This window comes from Terriglobales bacterium (genome assembly GCA_035543055.1).
Lineage (GTDB): Bacteria > Acidobacteriota > Terriglobia > Terriglobales > Acidobacteriaceae > JAIQFD01.
This window is the reverse complement of record DATKKJ010000160.1, coordinates 1-16,131: the sequence shown is the minus strand read 5'-3', so window position 1 is coordinate 16,131 and position 16,131 is coordinate 1. Positions and strand designations below refer to the sequence as shown.

The 16,131-nt window shown below is 65.7% G+C and carries 14 protein-coding genes and 1 tRNA gene; 7 read left to right on the top strand and 8 right to left on the bottom strand.

Annotation, left to right across the window (positions count from 1 at the left end; genetic code table 11):
* Positions 1 to 5 precede the first annotated feature (5 nt).
* The 5 genes from VMS96_10810 (at position 6) to VMS96_10790 (ending at position 5,541) form a co-directional block, all read left to right on the top strand.
* Positions 6 to 1,376 (top strand): sigma-54 dependent transcriptional regulator, encoded by a 1,371-nt coding sequence (locus VMS96_10810; protein HVP43914.1) that lies wholly within the window; start codon positions 6 to 8, stop codon positions 1,374 to 1,376.
* Complete coding sequence (locus VMS96_10805) at positions 1,373 to 1,930, top strand: archaemetzincin (protein ID HVP43913.1); 558 nt, start codon at positions 1,373 to 1,375, stop codon at positions 1,928 to 1,930. The genes VMS96_10810 and VMS96_10805 overlap by 4 nt, the downstream gene beginning before the upstream one ends.
* A gap of 146 nt (positions 1,931 to 2,076) precedes the next feature.
* Positions 2,077 to 4,065, top strand: coding sequence for a protein kinase (locus VMS96_10800; GenBank protein ID HVP43912.1), 1,989 nt, complete (start codon positions 2,077 to 2,079; stop codon positions 4,063 to 4,065).
* Positions 4,062 to 5,330, top strand: a complete 1,269-nt coding sequence (locus VMS96_10795; protein ID HVP43911.1) for a hypothetical protein — start codon at positions 4,062 to 4,064, stop codon at positions 5,328 to 5,330. The genes VMS96_10800 and VMS96_10795 overlap by 4 nt, the downstream gene beginning before the upstream one ends.
* Positions 5,331 to 5,467: 137 nt before the next feature.
* Positions 5,468 to 5,541: transfer RNA gene (locus VMS96_10790), tRNA-Gly, on the top strand.
* 27 nt (positions 5,542 to 5,568) lie between these two features.
* On the opposite strand, the gene VMS96_10785 is transcribed toward VMS96_10790, so the two are convergent.
* Genes VMS96_10785 through VMS96_10770 form a run of 4 tightly spaced genes read right to left on the bottom strand, consistent with a single transcriptional unit; the run spans position 5,569 to position 8,728 of the window.
* On the bottom strand, positions 5,569 to 6,804 hold the full coding sequence (locus VMS96_10785; protein ID HVP43910.1) for a cytochrome c3 family protein: 1,236 nt from the start codon (positions 6,802 to 6,804) through the stop codon (positions 5,569 to 5,571).
* Positions 6,801 to 7,889 (bottom strand): cytochrome bc complex cytochrome b subunit, encoded by a 1,089-nt coding sequence (locus VMS96_10780; GenBank protein ID HVP43909.1) that lies wholly within the window; start codon positions 7,887 to 7,889, stop codon positions 6,801 to 6,803. Before VMS96_10780 ends, VMS96_10785 begins: the two co-directional genes overlap by 4 nt.
* Before the next feature lie 3 nt (positions 7,890 to 7,892).
* The gene (locus VMS96_10775) at positions 7,893 to 8,393 is read right to left on the bottom strand and encodes a Rieske (2Fe-2S) protein (protein ID HVP43908.1); all 501 of its coding nucleotides are present in this window, start codon (positions 8,391 to 8,393) and stop codon (positions 7,893 to 7,895) included.
* A gap of 20 nt (positions 8,394 to 8,413) precedes the next feature.
* Complete coding sequence (locus VMS96_10770; protein HVP43907.1) at positions 8,414 to 8,728, bottom strand: hypothetical protein; 315 nt, start codon at positions 8,726 to 8,728, stop codon at positions 8,414 to 8,416.
* A 539-nt stretch (positions 8,729 to 9,267) separates the two neighbouring features.
* On the opposite strand from VMS96_10770, the gene VMS96_10765 reads away from it, so the two are divergent.
* A complete protein-coding gene (locus VMS96_10765; GenBank protein HVP43906.1) occupies positions 9,268 to 9,978 on the top strand; it encodes a PEP-CTERM sorting domain-containing protein in 711 nt (236 codons plus the stop codon).
* Between the two features lie 69 nt (positions 9,979 to 10,047).
* Here the strand turns inward: VMS96_10765 and VMS96_10760 are convergent, their stop codons facing one another.
* The 4 genes from VMS96_10760 to VMS96_10745 all read right to left on the bottom strand — a co-directional run bounded on the left by VMS96_10760 (position 10,048) and on the right by VMS96_10745 (position 14,256).
* Positions 10,048 to 10,254 (bottom strand): dodecin domain-containing protein, encoded by a 207-nt coding sequence (locus VMS96_10760; GenBank protein HVP43905.1) that lies wholly within the window; start codon positions 10,252 to 10,254, stop codon positions 10,048 to 10,050.
* Positions 10,255 to 10,400: 146 nt separating this feature from the next.
* The gene (locus tag VMS96_10755) at positions 10,401 to 11,594 is read right to left on the bottom strand and encodes a c-type cytochrome (GenBank protein HVP43904.1); all 1,194 of its coding nucleotides are present in this window, start codon (positions 11,592 to 11,594) and stop codon (positions 10,401 to 10,403) included.
* On the bottom strand, positions 11,591 to 12,958 hold the full coding sequence (locus VMS96_10750) for a sigma-54 dependent transcriptional regulator (protein ID HVP43903.1): 1,368 nt from the start codon (positions 12,956 to 12,958) through the stop codon (positions 11,591 to 11,593). Before VMS96_10750 ends, VMS96_10755 begins: the two co-directional genes overlap by 4 nt.
* Positions 12,955 to 14,256, bottom strand: coding sequence for a PAS domain-containing sensor histidine kinase (locus VMS96_10745; GenBank protein HVP43902.1), 1,302 nt, complete (start codon positions 14,254 to 14,256; stop codon positions 12,955 to 12,957). Before VMS96_10745 ends, VMS96_10750 begins: the two co-directional genes overlap by 4 nt.
* Before the next feature lie 190 nt (positions 14,257 to 14,446).
* Between VMS96_10745 and VMS96_10740 the strand changes: the two genes are divergently transcribed.
* The gene (locus tag VMS96_10740; GenBank protein ID HVP43901.1) at positions 14,447 to 16,042 is read left to right on the top strand and encodes a UbiD family decarboxylase; all 1,596 of its coding nucleotides are present in this window, start codon (positions 14,447 to 14,449) and stop codon (positions 16,040 to 16,042) included.
* Positions 16,043 to 16,131: the final 89 nt, after the last annotated feature.

Below are 16,131 nucleotides of genomic sequence, written 5' to 3'. Positions count from 1 at the left end.
CGCTTATGCCAGGGAAATCCACCATCCTGATCGTCGACGACGAAGCTATCGTGCACGAGTCGCTGGGACACTGGTTCCGCGACGAGGGCTACGAGGTGGGCACCGCGGAGAGCGCTCACGAGGCCCTTGCCCGCCTCACCGAGCGCCGCTGGGACCTCGCCCTGATCGACATCAAGATGCCCGGCATTGACGGCATCGAATTGCAGCGCCGCCTGCACGAGATCGATCCTGACCTCATCGTCATCATCATGACCGGCTATGCCTCGGTGGAGACCGCGGTGCAGGCGCTCAAGAACGGCGCCTACGATTACGTCACCAAGCCTTTCGATCCCGATGACATCGCCCACGTGGTCAAGAACGCGCTCTCCCACCGCCACGCCGAGAAGGAAGCCGCGCGCCTGAAGGAGACCGTCGGGGAGGTGCTGCGCCCGCCCGATCTCATCGGCCAGTCCGCCGCCATGAAGAAGGTCTTCGAGGCCATCGAGACCGTCGGCTCGACCGACGCCACCGTGCTGGTCACCGGCGAGAGCGGTACCGGCAAGGAACTCGTGGCCCGAGCTATCCACGGCATGAGCCCGCGCCGCTTCAATCCCCTGGTCGTCATCCACTGCGGCGCCCTGACCGAAACCCTGCTGGAAAGCGAGCTCTTCGGCCACGAGAAAGGCGCTTTCACCGGGGCCCAGTACCGCAAGAAAGGCAAGTTCGAGATCGCCGAGGGCGGCACCGTTTTCCTCGACGAGATCGGCGACATCTCCCTCAAGACCCAGACCGACCTGCTGCGCGTGCTGCAGGAGCGCGAGATCGTGCGCGTCGGCGGCAACCAGCCGATCAAGGTCGATTTTCGCTGCGTCGCCGCCACCAACAAGGACCTGGAGAAGCTCATCGAGGAAGGGACGTTCCGTCCCGACCTGTTCTACCGCCTGAACGTCTTCCGCATCGAGATTCCGCCGCTGCGGGCCCGCAAGGAAGACATCCCCCTGCTGGTGGACCACTTCGTCCGCAAGTTCTCCGCCTCGATGAACAAGCGCATCGCCAACGTGGCTCCCGCCGCCATGAGCCTCCTGCAGGACTACGACTGGCCGGGCAATGTGCGCGAGCTCGAGAACGCCGTCGAGCGCGCCATGGTAGTGGCCGCCGAGCCGCAACTGCGCGAGCAGGACTTCACCCTCAAGCTCAAGCCGCAGGAGTTCGAGACCGGCAAGACCCTGGAAGACATCGAGCGCCTGCACATCCTGCGCGTGCTGGAGGAGTGCGGAGGCAACCAGACCCGCGCCGCTGAAGTGCTCGATATCGACCGGGTCACGCTTTACAACAAGCTCAAGAAGTACGGCTGGAAACGCACCCCGGCCGCCACCGCCACCACGAACGCGCGATGAGCGTCATCCACCTGCTGCCGGTCGGTCCTCCCGACGGCGCCGTGCTCGAGCGCCTGCGGCGTGGCCTGCAGGAGATTCTGCGCGTCGATTGCCAACTCTTGCCGGATTCGCTCGACCCCAAGCCCTTCCTGCACGCGCAGCGCCAGCAGTACCACTCCACCCAGATCCTGAGCGCGCTCTCCGGCCTGCTGCCCAACGGATGCTGGCGCCTGCTGGGCGTCACTTCGGTGGACCTCTACATGCCCATCCTGACCTTCGTCTTCGGCGAGGCCCAGCTCACCGGCCGCTGCTGCGTGGTCTCCTGGCGGCGTCTGACCCAGGGATTCTACGGACTGCCCAACGACCCGGAGCTGTTCGCCGCCCGGTTGCTGAAAGAATCGGTTCACGAGCTCGGCCACACCCTCGGTCTCACCCACTGCCAGGACTACGGCTGTGTCATGGCCGCCTCCCACTCCGTCGAGTGGATCGACATCAAGGGCGCCGATTTCTGCCCCGCCTGCCACGAGCATGCGCTGTCCGTGATCCCCGCCCGTCGCCGTTTCGGTATTTTCTAGGAAGAGCACTCCCCGGACCCACCGGTTACTTTCGGTTTACCAGCGTGCCGGAAATCACTGAAATCCGGGGGCCACTTCGGGCTATCATTCGCCCTGAGATAATCTTGGGCCTTTGATTTCGGCTCTCATAAGCAGGGCGGGCATTCGTGCGTTATTGCGACCAGTGCCATGCGACCTATCCGAACGATTTCACGGTCTGCCCCCGGGACAAGACCGTCCTCCGGGTCACCTCGGAACTCGTCCAGGGCATGCAGGTCCGCGGCAAGTACGAGATTCTGGAGAAGATCGGGTCCGGCGGTATGGCCTCGGTGTACAAGGCCAGGCACCTCGCCTTCAACGAGATCCGCGCCATCAAGATCGTCAGCAGCCGTTTCATCGACGACGAAATCTTCCTGAAGCGCTTCCGCAACGAGGCCATCGTCACCCGCAAGCTCCAGCACCCCAATGCCGTCCGCGTGGACGACCTGGACACCACCGACGACGGCCGCCCCTTCATCGTCATGGAGTATGTGCAGGGTCGCGACCTGCGCGAGGTCATCGAGAAGGAAGGGCCGCTGGTGGTGAACCGGGTGATGCATCTGGGCAAGCAGATCGTCGCCGCCCTGGGCGCCGCCCACGCCTTGGGCATCACCCATCGCGACATCAAGCCCGACAACATCCTGCTGGTGCGCGAGGGCGATAACCCTGAGCAGGTCAAGGTCCTCGACTTCGGCATCGCCAAGGTGCGCGAGGGTGCCTTCGACGCCGGCACCGGCTTCAGCGCCACCAAGACCGGTGTGGTGGTCGGGACCCCGCAGTACTTGTCTCCGGAGCAGGCGATGGGCAAGCACGGCTCCGACGTCGACAGCCGCGCCGACCTCTACTCCCTCGGGGTCGTGCTCTACGAGATGCTGACCGGCCACCTACCGTTCGAGTCCGACACTCCCGTGGCCCTGCTCATCAAGCACATCCAGGCCATACCCACTCCGGCCCACGTGCTCTGTCCCTCGCTCGGGATCCCCAAGCCCATCTCCATGATTGTGATGAAGGCCTTGCAGAAGGACCCCAAGGACCGCTTCCAGAGCGCGCTCGAGATGCTGGAAGCCATGAACGCGCCCGAGCAGTGGGCGGCCACCGCCAGGATCGGCGCCGAGAGCGCGACCGGGCGCGAAGACGCCACCGCCGCCATCGGTTCCGATGTCCTCGCCAATCTGCGGCTGGCGCCGTCGCGCGTGCCGACCCCGGTCCCTGCCAAGACGCACGATCCGTTGCCGCGGAGCGAACCGCCTCCGCCCCCGGCGCCGCCTGCGCCCAGGGCGCCGCAACCGCCGCTGGTCGCTGCCCGGCCCGCTCCGCCTCCTCGCGAGCCGACGCCGGTAGCGCCTTCGTTCCCATTGCAGTATTCGGCGCCCACCTCTTCGGCCCCCGCGGCATCCGCGCCCCGGGCGGCCGCGCCGCGCCGAGCTGCGCCTCCTCCGGCGCCCCGGCGCACCTGGTTATGGGTGACGCTGGCTGTCCTCCTGACGGCGGGGCTGATGAGCGGGGCAGGTTACTGGTACATGCGCACTCAGGCCGCTGGCGCGACTGCCGCTGCTCCGTCCCCGGCGGGCGCCACGGTTCCCGCCGACGACGCGATCGCAGCCTCGGTGAAGACGGCTATCGCTGCCGTCCCCGAATTGCAGTCCTTGGAAGTCGCTGTTCACGGCGGCGTGGTGACCTTGAGCGGTCACGTCGCGACCCAGAGCCTGGCGGAAGAAGCGGCGCGCATCGCCAGCGGCCAGCCGGCGGTCAAGGAAGTTCGCAATCAGATCGATTTTCCGCCGGTGGCGGCTGCCGTGCCGGCTGTGACCACCACTCCGCCGAAAACGGGGAAGCCGAAACCCGAGCCCAAGGCCGCCGCCCCCAGGCCGGTGCGCGAGCGTAGGCCGGAGCCGCCGGCTTCTCGCGGCCTTCCCGCCCAGCAGCGCCAGCGTCTCCAGGAACTCCTCGCCGACGGGGAGCGCCTCACCAACTCGGGCGCCTACGCCGCCGCCATCGACGTCTACAATTCCGCTCTCGCCATCGACCCCAATGACGCTTCTGCCCAGGCTGGGCTCAGCCGCGCCCGCCAGGCCAAGGCCACCGAAGAGGAGATCCTCTTGAGGAGGCGCAAGTGAACGTCCGCAGGTCCTTCTTACTGCTCTTCATCCTGTTGCTGGCGGCCAGCGCATCCGCCCAGCTTTTCAAGCGCCCTCAGCCCGGCATTCCCGCCGATGAAGACGGCGCCCAGTTGGTGAAGTCAGGGGATGAGTCGGTGCTTCGTTATCCGGTGGCCCACGTTCATTTCGGCTCCGGTTGCGCCGGGTACCTGTATTTCTCCCGGGACAAGATCTGGTACGAGGTCGTGCGCCCGGAAGGGGAGAAGGGGCACAGCTTCCAGTACGCCCGCTCCGATCTGAGCAACGCCAACCAGTGGACCATCTGGGGGCAGCCCAACGAGGCCGCCGAGTTGAAGTTTCATGGGGGCACGACGACCTATCATTTCATGCGCATGCGCAAGCGCTGGATCGACGGCGGGACGACCAAGCTCGACTGGGCCAATGTCCTCGCTTATCAGGAACTGGTCGAGGCCGCCACCCGCTTCGATGACGTCATGGACCGCGTGCGCGCCCGCGAAGCCCGCCTGCATCCCCCGGCCACGCCCCCGGTCATCAGCATGCTCGATCCGGTGGGCGCTGAATCCGGCAAAGCCCTCGATGTAGCCGCGGCGCGCGTCAGCTTGCGTGGCGTGGCCTCCCACGCCAGTGGCATCGCCTCGGTTACGGTCAACAATGCCCCCGCTCACCTGAAGGCCCTGGCGCCCACTACCGTGGAGTTCACCCTCCCCGATTTCGCCGTGAACCCCGGCGCCAGCGCCATCGTGGTCATGGCCAGCGCCACCGACAAGTCCCAGGCGCAAATGATCTTCACTATGAACCATCCCGATGTGCGGCTGCTGGACCCGGCGCCGAACGCGGAGACCGACAAGGAGGCCGTCCGCGTTCGCGGCATCGCCGCCGGCTTCCGCAACATTGATCGCGTGGAGATTGCTGGCAAACCTGCGACCTTCCACACCAACCCTGCCGGTGAAGTCGAGTTCGAGGCGGACGCTGCGCTTCCTGCCATCGGCCCCAATACCATCCAGGGCTTCGTCATTCCCCACGACGGTTCGCGCCTGCCCTTCAAGATCGAGGTCCAGCGCAAACCGCCTCCGGGTCCTCCGCCCCTGGCGTTGTCCGAGGTCCTGGAAGCGTTGCAGAAGGGTGTGCCGGCGCCGCGCGTCGCCTCGCTGGTCAGCCAGTTCGGGGTCTCCTTCGCTCTGAATGACGATGCCGAGAGGCAACTCCGCAGCGCCGGCGCCGATACCGACCTGCTCCTGGCCATCGCCAAGTCCAAGAAGTGACTTGGACATCGGTCATCCTGAGCGCAATCCCGTAGGGATAAGCCTGAGGATCTACCGCTTCATTTTGCTTTGGAGCCCCACCTTAGTGGGGCGGTGTTGGCTGTCTTTGCGTCGGTTTTGATAAGCTAACAAATTGAGCGGGGTTGGTATAGTGGTCGTGCCCCGGCTTCCCAAGCCGGTGACACGGGTTCAATTCCCGTACCCCGCTCCAGTGCCTGCCGCCGACTGCCTCCCGGTTCTAGGAGTCCGCTTTCTCGATCTGTCGGATATAAAAAGCCAGCGCGGCGACGGTGGCCACGATGGTCGCCAGCGACACCAGCAGCCCCATGCGGCGATACTCGCGTTGCTTTAGGGCCGCCAGCCCGGCTTCGCGCGTCTTCTGCGCGGTCTTCAGCCCGGCGGCGATGTCCTCGTCCACCCGGTTCACGCTGAAGCTGTGCAGCGACACCCGCGCTTTGGTCAGCGAATCCTTGGCCGCGTCCAGCTCCAGTTCCGCGTCGCTGACTTCCATGCCCGAGTGCGCCGCCCGCTCCAGCAGAGTCCGCGACTCTTCGACGGCGCCGGACAGCTCCGCGAAGCGCGCGGCGATGACCTCCGCCGTCTTGTAGCCGGCGTCGCCCTGGGAGTGGCAGTTGGTGCACACCGAACCGGCGCCCGAGCCCACCATCGCATCCGTGGGATGCGTGATGCGGTGATTGCTGTGGCAGGTGACGCATCCGCCCATGCCGGCTTCGGCGAACGGTCTCTTGTGCGGGCTCTTGTCGAAGAGCTGCGCCTGGAAGACGTGACAGGTCGAGCACACGTTCTCCACCGTCGCCAGTCCCGGAGGCGCGGCGCCATGGTTCCCATGGCACGTGGTGCAGGTAGGAGCGCTCAGGTCCCCGTTCTCGGTCATCGCCTTGTGGTGAACGCTGGCGGTGTAGCCGGCAAACTGGTCGTGGGGGATCTTGTAGTCCTTCATGTACTGCGCGTCGGAGTGACAGCGCTTGCAGGTGTTGGCCACGTTCAGCGGATGCACGCTGGAACGCGGGTCCGACGCCGGACGGATATTGTGCACCGTATGGCAATCGGTGCAGACCGCGACCTTCTGGTCGCCCGCCGCCAGTCGCTTGCCGTGCACGCTGGTCTTGTACTGGCTGAGCTGGTCGGTGCGCAGCGAGGGGTTGTATTGCCGCATCTTCGCCCCGTCGCTGTGGCAACTGCCGCAGAGTTCCGGGACCTGCCGCCGTTCGATGTGTCCTCGGAACCCTGCGGCGCGACTCATGGCGTCGGAGTCGCTGCTGGCATCCCCACCGTGGCAGCTGGTGCAGTTCAGTCCTTTTTCCGTGTGGATATTGCTGGCGTATTCGGCCGGGGTCACCTTGAGCGGCGCTTCCATCTGCGAGTGGCAATCGAGACAGGTGTTCTTGTCCGCTGCCCGGCCGGCCGCCATCATCAGCAGCAGGCATCCCATCACTGCCAGTGTCCGGTTCATTTCGCCACCCACCCGTAGATCGTCATGGCCGCCATGTAGGTCAGGGCGAAGACCCCCAGGCCGGTCAGGAGGCGGTGCCCGCGCGGCATCCGCTTGGGCTCGAGGAAGGGAAGCGCCAGCCAGATGGCGCCCGCCACGCCCATGCCCAGGATCCCCAGCAGTTCGCCGTCCAACGCGAGGATCTTCGACGGGATCAGCTTGAGGGTCTGGAAGGCCCACAGGAAATACCACTCCGGCTTGATCCCCGCCGGGGCTGGCGCGAAGGGATCGGCCTTGGCTCCCAGTTCCCAGGGATAGATCGCGGCCAGCGCCGCTAGCGCGCCCAGGCCCACGTACCAGGCCATCACTTCGCGCAGCAGGAAATTCGGGAAGAACTTCATCTCCTTCTTCTGCTCCGGCCGGTACGACCACTCCTCCTCCACTCGCGGGGGCACGCTGATGCCGAATCTCTGCACCAGGGCCAGATGCAGCCCCAGCAGCACCGTGGTGATGCCCGGCAGTACCGCCACGTGGAAGCCGAAGAAGCGGGTCAGGGTGGCGCCGGTCACGTCCTCGCCGCCCCGCAGGAAGACCAGAATCCAGTGTCCGATCACGGGCACCTGCCCGGCCACGTCCGTCCCCACCTTGGTGGCGAAGAAGGCCAGCGTGTTCCAGGGCAGCAGATATCCGCTGAAGCCGAAGCCCAGGGCCAGGAACAGCAGCAGCACCCCCGACACCCAGGTCAGCTCCCGGGGCTTGCGATAGGCCCGCAGGAACACCACGCTGAACATATGCGCGAACGCGGTGAACACCATCAGGTTCGCCGACCAGGAGTGGATGCTGCGGATCAACCAACCGAACTGCACCTGCGTGCTGATGTACTTCACGCTTTCGTAGGCCTCGTTGGCGCTGGGCCGGTAGTAGAGCAGCAGCAGGATGCCGGTGGTCACCTGCACCCCGAACAGGAACAGCGTGATCCCGCCCAGGAAGTACCAGTAGGAGAGGCGATGCAGCGGCACCGTCTTGTGCCGCAGCGGGGCGATGAGCTCTTCCCACCCGAAGCGCTGGTCGAGCCAGTCGCGGACGTAGCTGGCGGCGTGGCGCATCGATCAGGCTCCTTGCTTGCGGTTCACGTAGATTTCTTCGCCCTTGACGTGGACGTCGTAGAGGTCGAGGGGGCGCGGCGGCGGGCCCGAGATATTGCGCCCGCTCAGGTCGTACAAACCGTTGTGGCAGGCGCACCAGACCTCGTGGAGGTCGGCGCGGTATTGCACCGTGCAGCTCAGGTGCGTGCAGGTGGCCGACATCGCCCTGTACTCGCCCGAGGCGGTCCGGATCAGCAGCCCCGGCCGGCTGCCAAACCTGAAGATCTTGGCCGAGTTGACTTTCAACTCGGAGGTGGTCCCCGCCAGCACCGAATCGGTGCCCAGGTCCGCCGCCGGCGGCGGCAGCACATATCGCAGCACCGGATAGAGGAACGATACCAAAGACGCGAACACCCCGCCGCCCAGCACCAGGCCGACGAATCGCCTGCGCCCCTTGTCCTGTGTTTTCTGTTGCTCGGGTTCTCTTGCCGCCGCCATCACCATGGGACACGGCTTCGTAGCCATGGGTTCCCGGTCGTCCTTGTTCACAGAGTGAACCCACTCATCGCGGGGATTTCGCTTTCCACTCTGGCGGGCGCGGTGGCGAGGCCCATGCGCTCCAGGTGCGGCGTGGACTTCGCTTCAGCGAACGACTCTGCCGCCTTCTTCGGGTTCGGGGCGCCGAAGAAATGGGCTGCGATCCCGGCTACGGTCAGCGCTGCCCCCAGGTACCAGAGCAGCGGCCCCACCAGCCAGATCGCCCACAGCGGAAACATGCTGTATGGACTGAAGACCAGGAACACTCCCGCCGCCAGCATCACAAGTCCGGTCAGGGCCAGCCAGTTGACTTGTCTGAACATGTCCTTCTCCTTTGGAGCGGAAGGCGGGTCATTCTACCAGTTACCACGAGGCCGGTAAGAGTGCTTTTGGTTGCGGGGGTGCTTCCCGCCTTCCGCTCAGCCCTAGCCTATGCACCTGAATTGCCGAATCCGGAGTGTCGGCTCGAGCCATAAGTCGTTAGAAACATGGCGTTTGGAGGCGGCTGTCAAGAACGTTCGGGAAGCGACGTGTCAGAAGATCAGGCGACTGTCAGAGATTCGGACAGTGCGCATCTACGGAGGAACTTCAGTTCTACTCACTGTGAAAAACGTTGCACACCGGGGGTGGGGAGAGTTCCTAAGTTGCTCCTTTTCAAGCAGGACGGTGGAATCCGGATTGCTCGTTCCAAGACAAGCTCGTGCCGCGAGACGCCCTGTTCGCGCACTCCTGCTCGGTTCGCGCACGAGAAGGCCCCAAGGCCATCACCACCCGGATTCGGATTCCCGAGACCTCGGCCCAGGCTGTAACCAGTGAACGACACGTCGGGGAGAGACTCAACCCCTGGCCAAAGGAGGGTCGCATGTCGCGCAAGTCGATCATGCTGGAGGTTCTCGTTGTTGTTAGCTTTGCACTCATGGTGACGGTTTCCGCGCAGGGGACGACGCTCCTATTTCGACCGGCAGTGGGGAACTTCGTCGATTGGGCTCCGCTGCCCCCCGGCTACGGCAATCAAGTGACCTCCGCCACGCAAGACGGATTTCTCTATGACTTGGTAGGTGGGCCAACCCCAAATGTCGTTACCCAGTTCGCCACTTCGGGCCTGCCGCCGGTTTACACCTGGTTGGGCGACTACGGCGATCTGGCTAACGTTATCTTCGCCCAGGAGCCCAAGGTCTTCGAGTTCGATCTCATCGCCGACCCCGGATTTCTGGTTACCCTCAATTCCTTCGACATGGCGACTTGTTCGGTCACATTCGTGGGATGTTTTGACGTTGCCGGCTATACCATCAACGATGTGCAGGTCCTCGACGGCGATGGAAACGTCCTGTTTTCGGTCAGCGATCCCTTCATTCCGAGCGCTGGGCATTATCACTTCAGCTTCAACGGTGTGACTGCCGAAACCTTGCGCATCATGTTCGACTCGACGAACGTCGATAGTGACGACGTCGGCATTGGGAACATCAACTTCAGCCAGGAAGGCACTGCCGTGCCAGAGCCCGGAAGCTTGGCCCTGCTCGGCTGTGGCTTGGTGGTTCTTGGTGGTGCCGTCCGGAAACGGTTCCGCAATTAGGTCACGGCCGGAGCGTTCCAATCACACGTCTGCCCACCGGCCCAGGGCGGGGGACGGGGTCGAAACTCCCTACTTCTCGTACTTGAACGACACGCTCATCTTCACCCGGTACACCATTTTCCCGTCCTCCAGGTGAATGTCGAACTTCTGGATCTCGGCCACCCGCAGGTCGCGCAATGATTTCGCGGCCGTTTTCAATGCAGCGGTAGCCGCCTTTTCCCAGGAATCGGTGCTGGTACCCACGATGTCGACGACTTTATAGACGCTATCGGCCATGACGCTCTCCTTTGTGGCCGCCTTCTTACGCCTGTGGACGGTCGCCCGTCAATGTCCGGCAGCACGTATCTATGTGAGGGCTTGGATCGCCTGCCGACTGCGTTCTGCCTCCGGGTTCTCGCTGGCGACCGGCGACTGGCTACTGGCTACTTCTTCTCTATTGGCGTATTCAGGAACGCCAGCATATCGCCGACATCGGAGGGCAGCAGCGACGGCCACGCCTGTCCTTGGGCCCGCGTGCGCGCGTACATCCGCGAGCCGTGCGCCCACAGGGTGGCGGCTAGCCGCACCGAGGTGTAGGTCTGCCCGCGGCCGCGCAGCGCCGGGCCGGCGCGCGTGCCCTCTGCCGTCCTGCCGTGACACTGGGCGCAGCCCCGCCAGACAAAAACGCTGGCCCCGACCTGCGGCGAGCCCGACGGCTCCAGGTAATGCAGGTTGTAGAGGAACACGGTCACGTCCGCCATGTCGCTGCCGGCGAACACCGGCGGCTTGCCGCCCTTGGTGGCGATGGCGCGCTGCATGGTGGGGAAGTGGTTGAGCATGGAGGCGGCGAACTGCGAGTAGGTGGGCGGCAGCTCGCGGCTGGGCCCGAAATCTGCGGCCACGTGTTCCGAGCCGCGCGAGATCCCGTGACATTCGATGCATCCCTTTTCCTGGAAGACCTGCCAGCCACGGTCGGGATCCGCCTTGGCGATGGAGAGGTGCGATTCGTGTCCGTCCTGGCGGATGTGCGCGAACAGGTCGCGCAGGTCGTTGCCTTCGAAGCGCGGCCAGGTGATGCCGATGGCCGTCATCCGCGCCTGCATGACCGACGCATGGTTCCACAGGGTCTGCGTCCAGGTCACCAGGTCGTCGGTGGACGCCAGTTGCGCCACGCTGGGCGCCTCCCCAGGCACCGCGCCGTGGCAACGGCTGCATTGCCGCACCGCGAAGAGCTTCGCCCCCCGCTCCCGGTCGCCCGGCGCGTCCATGGAGCGGGAGATGTAGAGGTAGGCCACCAGTTGCCCGGTTTCTTCGTAGCTGAGTTCGGGATACTGCAACTTCCGCGCCGCCATCGCTTCCCACATCCGCGGCGCATGGTTCCACATGGCGGTGACCAGCTCAGGGAGCGGCTGGGCGCGGCCTTTGCCTTCCGAGCGGGCCGCCATTTCGTTGGCCTCGTGGCATTGCACGCAGCCCTTGGCGCGGAACAGCGCGTCGCCTTCCGATGGCCGCGAGGGTACGTTGGTCGCGCCCCGGCTCTGCACGCTCTGGAACTGTCCGCGCACTGCCAGCCCAAAGACCACCAGCGCCGCCACCGCCACCACCGACCACATCACGGTCTCGCGCCGCTCGCTCATGGCGCCCCCACCGCGATGTTCAGGTCGCGCAGCTTGCGGTACAGCGTGTCGCGGGAGATCCCCAGCAGCGACGCCGCCCGCGTGCGGTTGCCCTGGCACAAGCGCAGCGCACGCTCGATGGCGATCTTCTCCATCTCTTCCAGGGTCATCGGTTGTTCGATCCATCCCGGCGGGGCGTCGCTGGTATGCAACAGGGGGCGGACGTCTCGGTCGGTGAGGATCTGCGGGTCTTCCTTCGACACCGCCGCCGCACTCTCCAGGATGTTCTCCAGCTCGCGCACGTTCCCCGGAAAGCCGTAGCCCAGGAGCGCTTCGACCGCGCTCGGGTTCAGCGTGATGTGCCGGCCGTAGCGCTCCGCCAGGCGCGAGCAGAACCATTGCGCCAGCACCAGCACGTCTTCGCGCCGGGTGCGCAGCGGGGGGACCTCCAGCACCACCGTGGCCAGGCGGAAATACAGGTCTTCGCGCAGGTGCTCGGCGCGCAGGGCCGTGATCGGGTAGTTGGTCGCCGCCACCACCCGCACGTCCACCGGGCGCGCCGTGGTCCCGCCCACCGGGCGCGCTTCCCGCTCCTGCAACACCCGCAGCAGCTTCACTTGCGCTTCCTTGGGCATTTCGCCGATCTCGTCCAGGAAGACCGTGCCCCGCGCCGCCGCCGCAAACACCCCCGGGCGGTCGCTGTAAGCCCCGGTGTACGCGCCTTTCCGCACCCCGAACAGCTCGCTCTCGATCAGCTCCTTGGGCAACGCCCCGCAGTTCACCGCCACGAACGGTCCCGACGCCCGGCGGCTGGCGCGGTGAAGGGCGCGCGCCAGTTTCTCTTTTCCGGTGCCGGTCTCGCCCACGATCAGCACGGTGGCGTCGCTCTCCGCCGCCGTCCGTGCCCGGTCCACCACCTGCTGCATGCCGCGGGAGACGTACACCAGTTCCTGGAAGGGGTCGCTCACCTGCTTCAGGTCGGCTTCCAGCTCCGCCACCCGGTCCCGCAGCCGGTGCACTTCCATCAAGCGCCCGATCTTCTTCTGCACCGCTTCCCGGTCGAAGGGCTTGGTCAGGTAGTCTTCGGCGCCGCGCTTTATGGCGTCCACCGCGGTCTCGATGGTGCCGAATCCGGTCATGATGATGACCGGCAGGCTGCGGTTGCGGCGGTGCAGTTGGTCCATCAGCGCCATGCCGTCGCACTGGGGCATGATCAGGTCGAGCAGCGCCAGCGCCAGTTGCGGGTTCTCCTCGTGCACTGCCAGCGCCTCGCCCGCCGACAGCGCCACCGCCACCGTGTAACCTTCGCCCACCAGCAGGTCGCGCAGCGTCTCCGCCAGCTCGCGGTCGTCGTCCACCACCAGGATCTCGATGTCGCGCCTCATGCCGGCACCGCCGTGGCGGCCAGCGCGGGGAGCTGCACGATCGCCCGCGTCCCTCTGCCCTGGCCGCTCTCCAGCCGGATGCTCCCCCCGTGCTGGCTCACGATGTTCTTCGCGATCGCCAGGCCCAGCCCCGTGCCTTTGCCCACTGGCTTGGTGGTGTAGAAGGGTTCGAAGATGCGGGGCAGGGACTCCGCCGGGATGCCGCAGCCATCGTCGCTGATGCTGATCTCCACGTTCTCTCCACCGCCCTGTACCGTGATCCCGATGCGGCCGCCTTTTTCCACCGCGTCGGCGGCGTTGCTCAGCAGGATGAGCAGCAAGGTCTCCAGCTCGTTGCGGTCTCCCAGCACCCTCTGACCCCCGATGCCGTTCAATTCGCAGCCCAGCCGCACCTGCTTCGCCTGCAACGTCGGCCCGATGAACGCCAGCACGCCCTCGATCACCGCCCGCACCGGCTCCGGCTCCCTGCGCATCGTAGGACGGCGCGAGAAGTCCAGCAGACGCTGCACGAACTGCTGGCAGAAACGCAGGCTGCCTTCCAGCCGTTCCAGTTCTTCGGCGGTGGCCGGCTCCTGCATCCGTCCCCGCATCATCTGCACGCGCAGCAGCATGGCCGCCAGCGGCGTATTCAGGTGGTGCGCCGTGCCCGCCGCCATCTGTCCCATGCTGGTCAGCTTCTCGAACTCGATGAGCCGTTCCCGCAGCCGCACCCGCTCCCGGATGTCGGCTGCCACCTCCAGATAGAACAGCTCGCCGCCTTCGTGGAAGGGAAGCAGGCTGAGCTGCACTTGGATGAGCTGCCCGGAGGCGTCCACCCGCTCGCTTTCCTGGTCCAGCACCGCTTCGCCCCGCTGCACCCGCGCCATGGATTCGGCCAGTTCGGCCCGGCGTTGCGGCGGCACGGTCGGGACCGGCAGTTCCAGGACGAAGTCGCGCTGATATCCGTAGAGCCGCTCCGCCGACGCGTTCCACTCCAGCACCCGCAGGTCGGCGCCGAACAGCGCCACCGCGCCCGGCGAGGCGTCGAGCAGCCCGCGGTAACGCTCGCGCGACTTGCTCAGCTCTTCTTCCGCTGCCCGGCGCTCGCGCATCACCAGCCAGGCCGCCCACGCCGCCAGCAGGATGGAAGAGGCGATGCCCCGGCTGATGTACAGGTAATGCAGGCTGACGTAGTCCAAGTCGCGGAAGAAGCGGTTCTCCACCAGTTCCCAGAAGGCGAACACCAGCGCCACCAGGCTGAGGCTGGAAAGCGCCAGCGTGGCCCAGAACCATCCCCGCGCGGGTGCAGTGTGGCGCATCGTCCCCCGGCGCGGGCCGGCCGCGCCAGCCTCAGGGATATCATCGCCCCTCACAAGCTTCTGTGATTGGGGTCACAATGGAGTGTGCGGGCCGCACGCCGGCCGTTCGCGGCGCCCCCCCAGATCGGGTGATGTCCAGATCGCAAATCACCAATCCCCGATCGCCAATCCCGTATAATCGCCGGTTCCCATGCCCTACAACGATCTTCGCGAGTGGATCTCCGCTCTGGAGAAGGCCGGCGAGCTGAAGCGCATCTCCGTCGAGGTCGATCCCATCCTCGAGATCACCGAAATCACCGACCGCGTCAGCAAGGGTCTTGTAGCCCGCTCGCCCTCGAGCAGGCCGGGACAAAGTCCCGGCGGTCCCGCGCTCCTCTTCGACAATCTCAAGGGCCATCCCGGCGCCCGGCTGCTCATCAACCAGTTCGGTTCCGAGCGCCGCATGCGTCTGGCGCTGGGTGTGGACTCCCTCGACGAGATCGCCCAGCGCATCCACCAGTTCCTCGACGTCAAGGCCCCCGAGGGCCTGCTCGACAAGCTCAAGATGCTGCCCATGCTCGCCGACCTGGGCAAGTTCTTCCCCAAGACCGTCTCCACCGGGCCGTGCAAAGAGGTCATCAAGAAGAACGGTTTCTCCCTGCTGGATTTTCCCGTGCTTAAGTGCTGGCCCCAGGACGCCGGCCGCTTCATCACCCTGCCCTGCGTCATCACCCGCGACCCGCGGACGGGGAAGCGCAATGTCGGCATGTACCGCATGCAGGTGTACGACGCCACCACCGCCGGCATGCACTGGCAGCGCCAGAAGGTCGCCGCCGAACACTACCGCGACGCCATGCGCGCCGCCGCTGCTGGCCCAACTCACGCGGCGAGGCCGCCCTCGGCTGCGGCCGTTGACCTCATGGCCCGCTCCGGCGGCGGCGCCATCGACGCCCTCGACAAGAGAGTTAAAGGAAAACTTGAAGTCGCGGTGGCCCTCGGCACCGACCCGGCGCTGACCTTTGCCGCCATCGTCCCCGCGCCTCCCGACGTCGAGGAGTTCCTCATCGCCGGCTTCCTGCGCGGCAAGCCGGTCGAACTGGTGAAGTGCGAGACCGTGGACCTGGAGGTCCCGGCCACCGCCGAGATCGTCCTCGAGGGCTACGTCAACCTCGACGAGCTGCGCACCGAGGGCCCTTTCGGCGACCACACCGGTTTCTACTCCCTCGAAGACGAGTATCCGGTCTTCCACCTCACCTGCGTCACCCACCGCAAGGACCCCATCTACGCCACCACCATCGTGGGCAAGCCTCCGATGGAGGACGCCTACATGGGCAAGGCGGTGGAGCGCATGTTCCTGCCGCTGATGCGGGTCACGCTGCCCGAGATCGTGGACGTCAACCTGCCGGTCGAGGCCGTCTTCCACAACCTGATGCTGGTCTCCATCCGCAAGTCCTATCCCGGGCATGCCCGCAAGGTGATGAACGGCATCTGGGCCATGGGCCAGGCCATGTTCACCAAGTGCATCATCGTGGTGGACGAGGACTGCGACGTGCAGGACGTGCGCGAGGTGGTGCTTCGCGTCGCTAATCACATCGACCCGGAGCGCGACATCCAGTTCACCCTGGGTCCGGTGGACTCGCTCGACCACGCCTCCCGCCTGCCCAACTTCGGCAGCAAGATGGGCATCGACGCCACCCGCAAATGGCCCACCGAAGGCTTCACCCGCCCCTGGCCCGACGAGATCGAGATGGACGAGACGACGAAGCGGCGGGTGGACGAGATTTGGAAGAAGCTCGGGATTGAGTAGAATGCGCCTATGGCCAACCACCTGAAGTGCCGGGTCCTGATCGAAGCGGACGAGGATGGAGTATTCGTAGCGGAAGTCCCGTCACTACC

Coding starts and splice junctions, on each gene's coding strand:
- VMS96_10765 (HVP43906.1), top strand. CDS start 9,268: ATGTCGCGCAAGTCGATCATGCTGGAGGTTCTCGTTGTTGTTAGCTTT.
- VMS96_10775 (HVP43908.1), bottom strand. CDS start 8,393: ATGGCTACGAAGCCGTGTCCCATGGTGATGGCGGCGGCAAGAGAACCC.
- VMS96_10785 (HVP43910.1), bottom strand. CDS start 6,804: ATGAACCGGACACTGGCAGTGATGGGATGCCTGCTGCTGATGATGGCG.
- VMS96_10755 (HVP43904.1), bottom strand. CDS start 11,594: ATGAGCGAGCGGCGCGAGACCGTGATGTGGTCGGTGGTGGCGGTGGCG.
- VMS96_10805 (HVP43913.1), top strand. CDS start 1,373: ATGAGCGTCATCCACCTGCTGCCGGTCGGTCCTCCCGACGGCGCCGTG.
- VMS96_10745 (HVP43902.1), bottom strand. CDS start 14,256: ATGCGCCACACTGCACCCGCGCGGGGATGGTTCTGGGCCACGCTGGCG.
- VMS96_10770 (HVP43907.1), bottom strand. CDS start 8,728: ATGTTCAGACAAGTCAACTGGCTGGCCCTGACCGGACTTGTGATGCTG.
- VMS96_10760 (HVP43905.1), bottom strand. CDS start 10,254: ATGGCCGATAGCGTCTATAAAGTCGTCGACATCGTGGGTACCAGCACC.
- VMS96_10740 (HVP43901.1), top strand. CDS start 14,447: ATGCCCTACAACGATCTTCGCGAGTGGATCTCCGCTCTGGAGAAGGCC.
- VMS96_10810 (HVP43914.1), top strand. CDS start 6: ATGCCAGGGAAATCCACCATCCTGATCGTCGACGACGAAGCTATCGTG.
- VMS96_10780 (HVP43909.1), bottom strand. CDS start 7,889: ATGCGCCACGCCGCCAGCTACGTCCGCGACTGGCTCGACCAGCGCTTC.
- VMS96_10750 (HVP43903.1), bottom strand. CDS start 12,958: ATGAGGCGCGACATCGAGATCCTGGTGGTGGACGACGACCGCGAGCTG.